This window comes from Pseudonocardia sp., assembly GCF_050246655.1.
Taxonomy (GTDB): domain Bacteria; phylum Actinomycetota; class Actinomycetes; order Mycobacteriales; family Pseudonocardiaceae; genus Pseudonocardia.
In genome coordinates this window covers 1-9299 of record NZ_JBFWVQ010000167.1, presented here as the reverse complement: position 1 = coordinate 9299, position 9299 = coordinate 1, and the positions used below count along the sequence as shown (strand labels likewise).

At 73.8% G+C, this 9299-nt stretch carries 7 protein-coding genes; 6 read left to right on the top strand and 1 reads right to left on the bottom strand.

The window, feature by feature from the left end; all coding sequences use genetic code 11:
- Positions 1–957: 957 nt before the first annotated feature.
- Positions 958–1899, bottom strand: a complete 942-nt coding sequence (locus tag AB7J25_RS28755) for a methionyl-tRNA formyltransferase (protein WP_428514183.1) — start codon at positions 1897–1899, stop codon at positions 958–960.
- Between the two features lie 282 nt (positions 1900–2181).
- Between AB7J25_RS28755 and AB7J25_RS28750 the strand changes: the two genes are divergently transcribed.
- The 6 genes from AB7J25_RS28750 to AB7J25_RS28725 form a co-directional block, all read left to right on the top strand.
- Entirely contained in the window at positions 2182–4560 is a 2379-nt protein-coding gene (locus tag AB7J25_RS28750) for a transglycosylase domain-containing protein (RefSeq protein ID WP_428514181.1), read from the top strand.
- Positions 4561–4607: 47 nt separating this feature from the next.
- On the top strand, positions 4608–4823 hold the full coding sequence (locus AB7J25_RS28745; RefSeq protein WP_428514179.1) for a hypothetical protein: 216 nt from the start codon (positions 4608–4610) through the stop codon (positions 4821–4823).
- Between the two features lie 19 nt (positions 4824–4842).
- Positions 4843–6021, top strand: coding sequence for a DUF3500 domain-containing protein (locus AB7J25_RS28740; protein WP_428514177.1), 1179 nt, complete (start codon positions 4843–4845; stop codon positions 6019–6021).
- A gap of 47 nt (positions 6022–6068) precedes the next feature.
- Complete coding sequence (locus tag AB7J25_RS28735; protein ID WP_428514175.1) at positions 6069–7499, top strand: hypothetical protein; 1431 nt, start codon at positions 6069–6071, stop codon at positions 7497–7499.
- Between the two features lie 37 nt (positions 7500–7536).
- Positions 7537–8160 carry a hypothetical protein gene (locus AB7J25_RS28730; RefSeq protein WP_428514173.1) on the top strand — a complete coding sequence of 208 codons (624 nt, stop codon included), beginning with the start codon at positions 7537–7539 and terminating at the stop codon, positions 8158–8160.
- 97 nt (positions 8161–8257) lie between these two features.
- A partial coding sequence (locus AB7J25_RS28725; protein WP_428514171.1) for an AbrB family transcriptional regulator occupies positions 8258–9299 on the top strand: 1042 nt, incomplete at its 3' end.

The following is a 9299-nucleotide window of genomic DNA, read 5'->3' as shown; positions in this document are numbered from 1 at the left end:
GAAGGCGCCGTCGTCCAAGGCTGGCGCGCAGCGCTCGGCGCCCTCGCCCTGACCTACCCCGACCGACTCCAGCCCTACCTGATCTGACGACCCGAGATCGACTTACACAGACAACTTGACAGGCTCCTGACGCGGGTACCCGTCCTCGCAGATCCTGCACCCGCCTCGCAGACCCCGGCATCCGGCTTCGCAGATCCCGCACCCGCATCGCAGATGCTGCAGCCCCTGCGAACCACGCCAACCCCCTGCGAAGACCGCGCCAGGGCGGCCCGGACAACCGCGGTTTGGTCCCCCGGGGAGCCAGAGCGCTCCGAGACCCGACCCGGCACACCAGCGGGCCGGATCAGCCCGACCCCGGGCACCGCCTCGCAGACCCCGCCCACTACCACCCACCGCGCAGGCCACCGCGGCGGCTCAGCGCCCAGCTCCGCAGACCTCGCACCCGCCTCGCGGACCCCGGTACCCGTCCTCGCAGACCCGGCACCCGTCCTCGCAGACCCGGCACCCGGCTTCGCAGATCCTGCACCCGCCTCGCAGACCCCGGCACCCGGCTTCGCAGACCCGCCCACCGCGGCGGCTGAGCACCCGTCCTCGCAGAGCTCGCACCCGCCTCGCAGACCCCTGCACCCGCCTTCGCAGACCCCGCACCCGCCTCGCAGATGCTGCAGCCCCTGCGAACCGCACCAACCCCCTGCGAAGCGCGCCAAACCTCCGACGCCCGCCAGCACGCACCGCCACCCAGGCCGACCACCCGCGCCGCGCAGGCCACCACCCGCCGCCCCGACAGCTGCCGGCGGAGCGAAAGGCCCACCCCAGAAGGGCCACCCCCAGAAGGCCATCCCCACGAGAGCCACCCGCCCCGCCCGGCCCGAAACAACCCGAGCGGCAGGCGGCGCGACCGGAACCGGACGGGCCGCCCACCGCAACACGCGACGGGACGCGGTGGACGAAGCGTCCTCAGGTCAGGTAACCCCCGAGCCGGCGGAAGTACTCGTCGCCCGACAGCTCCTGCCCGTCGTCCGTGCGCACGCGGCGCACGACCAGGCCCGGGTTGCGCCCGCGGCGGGCGTCCGCGCCCGCCACGATCACGACCCCACCCTTGCCGTCCCGGACGAACACGCGGCCGGGGGTCCCGCCGTACGGCGCATCCGTGACCCCCGCGGCGGCGATCCGCAGTCGGCGCCCCTCGTGCAGGCACCACGCGTTGGGGTACGGGTCGACCTGGGCGCGGACGAGGTTCGCGATGTCGCGCGCCGGCCACGTCCAGTCGATGCGGTTGTCGGCGTCGCTGCGGCGGTGGAAGTAGGTGGCCCTGCTGCGGTCCTGGGGTGTCCAGTCGGTGCGGCCGGACGCGAGCAGCTCCAGCGCCTCGACGGTGAGCGGGCCGAACATGGCCGCGGTGCGTTCGAGCAGGTCGACGACGGTGTCGTCGTCGGTGACCGGGGTGGAGCGCTGCAGGACGATCTCGCCGGCGTCGAACTCGGCGTCCATCATGTGCGCGGTGACGCCCACCTCGGGCTCGCCGTTGATCAGCGCCCAGTTGAGCGGGGCGAAGCCCGCGTAGGCGGGCAGCAGCGAGTCGTGCAGGTTGAGGGTGCCCAGGCGCGGGATCGTGAAGACCTCGGGCGCGAGCCAGGTCCGCCAGTTCGACACCACGGTGACATCCGGTGCCGCGGCACGGATGCGGTCGATCACCTCGGCGTCGCCGGCCCGTTCCCGGACGAGGACCGGGATCGCGTGCGTCGCGGCGAGCGCAGCGACGGAGTCGTTGAAGAAGGTCTCGTACGGGTTGTCCGAGTCCGGGTGCGTGACCACGATCGGCACCTCGTGACCCGCGGCCAGCACCGCGTCGAGGACGCGGTGTCCCCAGCTCATGTACCCGAACACCACCACACGCAGCGCGCTCATTGTAGGTAAGCCTCACCTGTGGACGGCCGCCCCGTCAACCCGTACGCATCCGAACACTCTCCGTCATCGGCCCCGGTCCCGGCGGTCGGCTCCGGCGTGTCACTGGTCTCAACAGGTGATCTCCCTCGATCGGGCACAACCTCACCCGGACCGCGGCGTTGGGCCGGTTGACGTCGCTGAGCCGATCCCTGCCACTGCATCGATCGGACGCCGGTCGATCGCCGATCGGACGACGCACCGGACGAGGACGAAGCACCAGGGAGGCGGACTGCGGTGTCGAGCCCCACCTCGCAGACACCGCGTTCCCGTCGCCGCCCCGTTCCCCCGAGCCTTCCCGCACAGCGCACCCGGCGTTGCGGGACGTCGCCGGGCGGGGTCAGCTGGTGGCAGACCCCGAAGCGGCGCGCGGAGGACGGGCCGAAGCGCCACCGGGCCGCGGAGATCACCGCCGAGACCGAGGTGATGCCCCGCCTCGACGAGGCCACCACCCCCGTACCGCCCCGTCCCGCACGACGGCGCCGGGCGGCCCCCTCCAGCCCGGCCGACGCGCGTGGGCGCCGACGCCGCCTCGTCACGCGTGCGGTGCTCGGCTCGCTCGCCGTGGCTCTGCTCGCGCCGGTGCTCGCCTTCGGGATCGGCTACCTGCTCTTCGCCGTCCCCGACCCGGACGCCGCGGTGAACAACCAGGTCACGCTCGTCTCCTACGCCGACGGCACGCAGGTCGGGCGGCTGGTCGAGGAGCAGGGCAACCGGATCAAGGTGCCGCTCTCGGCGGTCCCCGAGCACGTGCGCCACGCCGTGCTCGCCGCCGAGGACCGCAGCTTCTACACCAATCCCGGCTTCGACCTCACCGGCATCGCACGCGCGGTGTACAAGCAGGCCACCGGGGGCGTCGGCGGTGGCTCGACGATCACGCAGCAGCTGGTCAAGAAGACCCTGGTCGGTGACGACGCCACGCTCTGGCGCAAGTACAAGGAGATCGTGCTCGCGGTCAAGATCTCCCAGGAGCGCACCAAGGACGAGATCCTCGCCGGCTACCTCAACGCGATCTACTTCGGCCGCGGCGCCTACGGCATCCAGGCCGCTTCCCAGGCCTACTTCGGCAAGCCGGTCGGCGAGCTCTCGCCCGCCGAGGGTGCGCTGCTCGCGGGGCTGATCCAGTCGCCGTCGCGCTGGGATCCCGCGGTCAGCCCGGAGCGGGCCGTGCAGCGCTGGAACTTCGTGCTGGACGGGATGGTCTCCGAGGGCTGGATGAGCCCCCTGGACCGCGCGTCCGCGGAGTTCCCGCCGACGGTGGCGCGCAAGAAGGGCGGGACCGGGACGCCCGCGGACAACCGCGGTCACATCATCAACGCCGTCACCGCGGAACTGGCCGGGCTGGGCATCTCCGAGCAGGACATCGCGCAGCAGGGGCTGCGGATCACCACGACCATCGATCCGCACCGCCAGGAGCAGGCCGTCGCCGCCGCCCAGGGCAACCTCGCGGGCCAGCCGCGCAACCTGCGCAGCGCGGTCGTCGCGGTCGAGCCCGGGACGGGCGCGATCCGCGCCTACTACGGCGGCCCGAACGGGCTGGGGCTGGACTACGCCAGGGTGCGCCGCCTCGCGGGGTCCACGTTCAAGCCGTTCGTGGTGCTCGCCGCGCTGCAGCAGGACCCGCCGGTCGGGCTCGGTGAGGTGTTCGACGGCAAGGAGATCCCGGGGCTGCGCAACGCCGAGGGCGCGGACTGTGCCCGCTGCGATCTCAAGCAGGCGATGACGGTGTCGAACAACGTCGTTTTCAACACGCTGGCCCGCAAGGTCGGCGCCGAGAACGTGGCGGCCGCGGCCCGTGCCGCCGGGATCACCGCGCCGCTCGACAACCCGACCGAGGGCATCGCGCTGGGCAACAAGGAGGTCAGCGCGCTGGAGCTGGCCTCGGCGTACGCGACGATCGCCGCCGGCGGGGTCTGGCACCAGCCGCACATCGTGCAGAAGGTCGTCACCTTCGACGACCGCGTGCTCTACGAGGCGTCGGGCGAGGGCGAGCGGCGGTTCCCCGAGCAGGTGGCGCGCAACGTCGTCGAGGCGATGCTGGACGTCGCCCGCCGCGACGGGCTCGCACTGCCCGGCGGCCGTCCGGTCGCGGCGAAGACCGGAACCGTGCAGTCCCGGTTCGACGGCGACAACAACGACGCCTGGATGGCGGGCTTCACCCCGTCGCTGTCGACGTCGGTGTGGATCGGCACCGACATGAACGATCCCATCCGCACCGCCAAAGGGTCGCCGATCAGCGGCAAGACGGTGCCGGGCGACGTGTGGCGGGAGTTCATGCGCGAGGCGCTGGAGGCCCTGCCGGTGGAGCGGTTCCCGGCGTTCGAGCCGATCGGCGAGGCGCCCTCACAGCTGCCCCCGGGTGGGGCCGAGCCGCCCACCCCACCGACCCCGCCGACCGACCCGGGCCCCTGGGGTCCCGACGGGCAGCCGCTGCCGCCGGAGGCGGGCACGTCCAGCACCGAGCTGGCGCCCGAGGAGTTCGGGAGCGAGCCCTCAGTGGACGGCGGCTCACCGGGCGACGGCACCGGCGGAACGGACGCCGACGCCGCTGAGCCCGACGGCACCGGGGACCCGGAGGGCACCCGGACCTGCACCCTCGCCGAGCCCTGCGGCTGAGCCGGAAAGCGGCACCACCGCACCCGGGGTCGGCCTATCGTCGGGGCGTGGCGCAGCGGCGGAGCTTCGAGGTCGTGCTGTGGCCCGCCGACCGCAGGTTGACGCTGTACGTGCCGGAGATCGAGGCCGCCACGACCGTGACGACGATGGCCGACGCCGAGGACGCCGCACGCTCCCTCATCGCAGACCTCACCGGCCTGGACGCCACGACGATCGACTGCGAGATCCGCATCGGCCGCTTCGGGCCCGGCGGGGTGGCGTGACCGGCGTAGGGTGCCGTGGGTGAGCACCGACGCCACGACGGCCGGTACCGCGCCGTCCCGGGATCCCCGTCACGACACGGTCGCCCGTGAGGTGGCGGAACGGATGGCCGACGCGGCCCACGACTGGCTCGACGTCCTCGACGACGTCCGACGTGGCATCGCCCAGTTGGGCGCTCCCGGCACGGACGCCGAGGTCGAGCGGCTGCGCTGGTTCTACACGCCCACCGACCACGGTGGCCTCACGATGCACGCGCAGTCGCCCGCGCAGCAGGACCGCGCGCTGAAGCTGGTGGCGTCCGGGCTCTCCACGCCGGGCTTCGTCACGGTCGCCACGGTGATGGGGCTGGAGAACGTCCTGTCCCACACCGAGGGCTTCGGGCCGGGTTTCGCCCGCGAGCGCAAGCGCGACCCGGGGCTGTACTACCTGCGCGTGTTCGGCGAGCCCGGCGCCACCGGGGCCTGGGGCTACCGGTTCGGCGGGCATCACGTGTCGGTGAACGTCCTGGTCGTGGACGGGGCCGTCCGGTCGACGACGCCCCTGTTCCTCGGTGCCGACCCGGCGACGTCGCCGCTGCTCGGCGGGGCGACGCTGCGCCCGGTGGGGCAGGTCGAGGACCTGGCTCGCGAGCTGGTGCGCTCCCTCGACGCGGAAGCGGCCGCCCGCGCACTGCTGCTCGACAGGGCGCCGTCGGACATCATCGGCGGGAACCGTTCCCGCGTGGGCGACGGGGACGAGCTGCTGCGCCTCGCGGAGGTCTGGCGTGCGCCCTTCCCGGAGCCGTCCGAGTGGGCCGCGCTGGTCCGGTTCAGCGACGCTATCGAGGACGGCAGCGGCCTCGACGCCGCCGACCACCGGACGATGGCGCTGACGTCGGCGCCCAAGGGGCTGCCGGGCGACGCGCTGGACGCGGGCCAACGGGAGATGCTGCGTGCCGTGCTCGCCACCTACCTGGGGCGGGTCCCCGACGGCCTCGCTCCCGTGTACGACGACGCGGCGCTCGACGCCGTCCACGTCGCGTGGGCGGGCTCGTTCGAGCCCGGGGAGCCGCACTACTACCGGTTGCAGGGGCCCAAGCTGCTGGTGGAGTACGACAACACCCAGCGCGGGGTGAACCACGCTCACTCGGTGTGGCGCGACCCCGGTGGCGACTTCGGCGCGGACGAGCTCGCCGCGCACATCGCCGCGCACCACGGCTGAGCCTTCCCGGCCTTCCCGGGACGCACCCCGGCCTGCCACGATGCGCCGTGGCCCGCACCGCGCTGCCGATCGCCGCCCTGCTCCTGTCCGCCTCGATCACCGCGTGCGCAGCGGTCGGTACCGAGCCGAAGGGCGTCACGCGGGTGGGCGGCGCGCCCCCGGTCGCCGCTCCCGCGGACGCGTCCGGGGTGCTCGCCTTCCCCGGCGCCGAGGGTTTCGGGGCGCGGGCCACCGGCGGGCGGGGCGGCAAGGTGATCACCGTGACGACGCTGGACACGACCGGCCCGGGGAGCCTGCAGGAGGCGCTCGACACCCCGGGCCCGCGGATCGTCGTGTTCGCCGTGAGCGGGGTGATCGCCGACGCGTCCGGTGCGAACGTGCAGCTCACGATCACCGAGGGCGATCTCACCATCGCCGGCCAGTCCGCACCCGGGGCCGGCATCACGATCCGCGGGCAGCTCTTCACCGACTACTCCGACGCGCCGTCCAACATCGTCGTGCGGCACCTGCGCGTGCGGCCGGTCTACGACGGCACGGACGCCGCCCAGTTCGACGCGATCCAGTTCTCGCGGGCGCAGCGGTTCATCCTCGACCACGTCTCGGTCTCCGGCGGCGCGGACGAGACGGTGGACCTCTACGAGGCCACGGACGCGACCGTGCAGTGGTCGGCGATCGAGTTCCCCGCCGATGTCGCGCCGGAGGGCGAGACCGAGGGGCAGGTGTACGGCCTCGTCAACGGCCCGGACGGGGCGCGGGTGAGCGTCCACCACAACCTGTTCGCCCACAACCGCAACCGCACCCCGGCGATCGCGAACGGCCCCGCCGAGGTGGTCAACAACGTCGTCTACGACATGATGCGCGGCTTCGTGCACAACAACCCGGCGTCCGGGCCGTTCGCGTTCATCGGCAACCACTACAAGGACGGCCCGTCGGTCGACGGTGCGTCGTTCTACTTCGACGCCCCGGAGGCCTCGGACTTCGCGACGCTGTCCTACTACCTCGACGGCAACGTCTACGAGGGCACCGGCCACTGCACGGCGGGCCCCACCGACGACCCGTGGGCGACCTGCGACCTGGAGCAGGAGACGCCGGCGTCGAACCGCACCACCAGCGCGCCGGCGTTCACCGGCGACCTCCACGCACCCGTCACGGCCACGACGGCGCAGGAAGCCTGGACGGCCGTGCTCGCGGGCGCCGGGGCGTTCCCGCGGGACGCCGTCACCACGCAGGCCGTCACCCAGACGATGGAGGGGACGGGCCGCTGGGGGATCCCCTACGGCACCACCACCGATCTCCTGGCCGGCCTGACCCCCGCCGCGACACCCGTCGACACGGACGCGGACGGGATGCCGGACGTGTGGGAGAACGCACGCGGGCTCTCCCCCACGGACCCGGCCGATGCGGCATCGGTGCAGGTCAGTGGGTACACCGCGATCGAGGAGCACCTCAACGAACTGGCCGCGGCGCTCGTGCGATGAAGCTCTGTTACCGGTGGTTCGCCCTACCATCGGCCGCATGAGCATCGCTCTGACCGTGCTGCTCCTGCTGGAGCTGGCCGCCGGTGCGGTCCTGCTGCTGCGGTGGCGGGCACACCGGGAGCGGATGGCGGCGTTCGAGACCCGCGTCGCCGAGGCCGCCGTCGAGCGCCCCGAGCTGCGGGAGGCCGCGTCGGGGGCGATCACCCCGCCGATCCTCGTCGAGATCCTCAACGCGCAGGAGCTCGCCGCCCGCGAGTCGTGGGCCGCGCGCCGCTTCGGCGCCCTGCTGCCACGACGCGTCGGCCGCGAGGTCGCCGGGCGTGCCGCCGAGCAGCTGGCCGCACAGCTGGCCGCGCAGGGCGTCCGGGCGGACGTCACGGTGCTCGCGCCCGAGCCGCTGCCGCCCACGGCGCTGTCGGATCTGGCCGACCTGTCGGACCTGTCGGACCTGTCGGCGGGCCTCGAGGAGGCGGTCGCCGTCGGCACCACGGGCGTGCGCGAGGTGCACCGGACCATCTCCGCGATCCCGTTCGACCTGCTCGACGGGGTGCCGCCCGCCCGGACGGTCAGGGCGGTGCACGACCGCACCGCGGACGGAGTCTTCGACACCGTCCACGCGGTGAACCGGCTCGCGGGCCGGCTGCTGCGCCGCCGGCAATAACGGCGTTCCCCGCTCCCGTCGCCCGGTCCGCGCCGCGAAGCGGGGTGTGACCGGGTCCCCCGTGCGGGGGACGGCACCGGCGGCGCAGGATCGAGGGATGACGGTCGGTAGCCGGTGGGCGCTCCTCGTGCTCCTCACCGCCGCCGGTTCCGTCGCGCTGGGCCTTCTCGGGGTGCCGTCGCCGTCGCTCTTCGCAGGCCTCGCCGCCGGGACGGCCCTCGCGCTCGCCGGCCGCGCTCCCGGCGACGTGCCGCGCGGAGGGATGGTCGCCGCGCAGGCCGTCATCGGCGTCGTCATCGGGCTGACCGCGCGTCCGGAGACGCTCGCGGGGCTGGGCGCGAGCTGGCTGCCGGTCCTGCTCGTGAGTGTCGCGACTCTGCTGGTCAGCATGGGTGCGGGCCTCGCGCTGGGGCTGGTCCGCGGCGTCACGCCGCTCACCGGCATGCTCGCCCTCACCGCTGGCGGCGCATCCGGACTCGTGGCGATCAGCCGGGAGCTGGGCGGGGACGACCGGGTCGTCGCGGTCGTCCAGTACCTGCGGGTCGGCCTGATCACCGCGGCGATGCCGGTCGTCGCTGTCCTGCTCTACGGCGCGAGCGCCACCGCGGGAGCCGGGCTGCCGGAGGTCGCCGGTCCGCCGTGGTGGGTCGGGCTGGGCGTCACGGTGGCGTGCTGCGCGGTCGGCGTCCCACTCGGGCTCCTCACCCGGATGCCGGCAGGGGCGCTGCTCGGGCCGATGATCGTGGCGGTGGGCTTCGCGGTGGCCGGGTGGGCCGCGGGCGCGGTGCCGCCCGAGCTCGTGGTCGAGCCCGCGTACGCGGTGATCGGATGGGCGGCCGGGATCCGGTTCACCCGGGAGAGCCTGCGCGGTGTGCTGGCGCTGCTGCCGTGGGCGACGGTACTCATCGGAGTGATCATCGCGTTGTGCGCCGGGCTCGGCGTCGTGCTCTCGCACCTCACCGGGACGACCCTCCTGGAGGGCTACCTCGCAACCACACCCGGTGGGGTGTTCGCGGTGCTCGCCACGGCGATCTCGTCGGGGGCGGACGCCACGTTCGTCGTCGCCGTGCAGGTCCTGCGGGTGCTGATGATGCTGCTCGTGGCCCCGGTGCTGGCGCGGCTCGTGGCGGCGCGCGGCG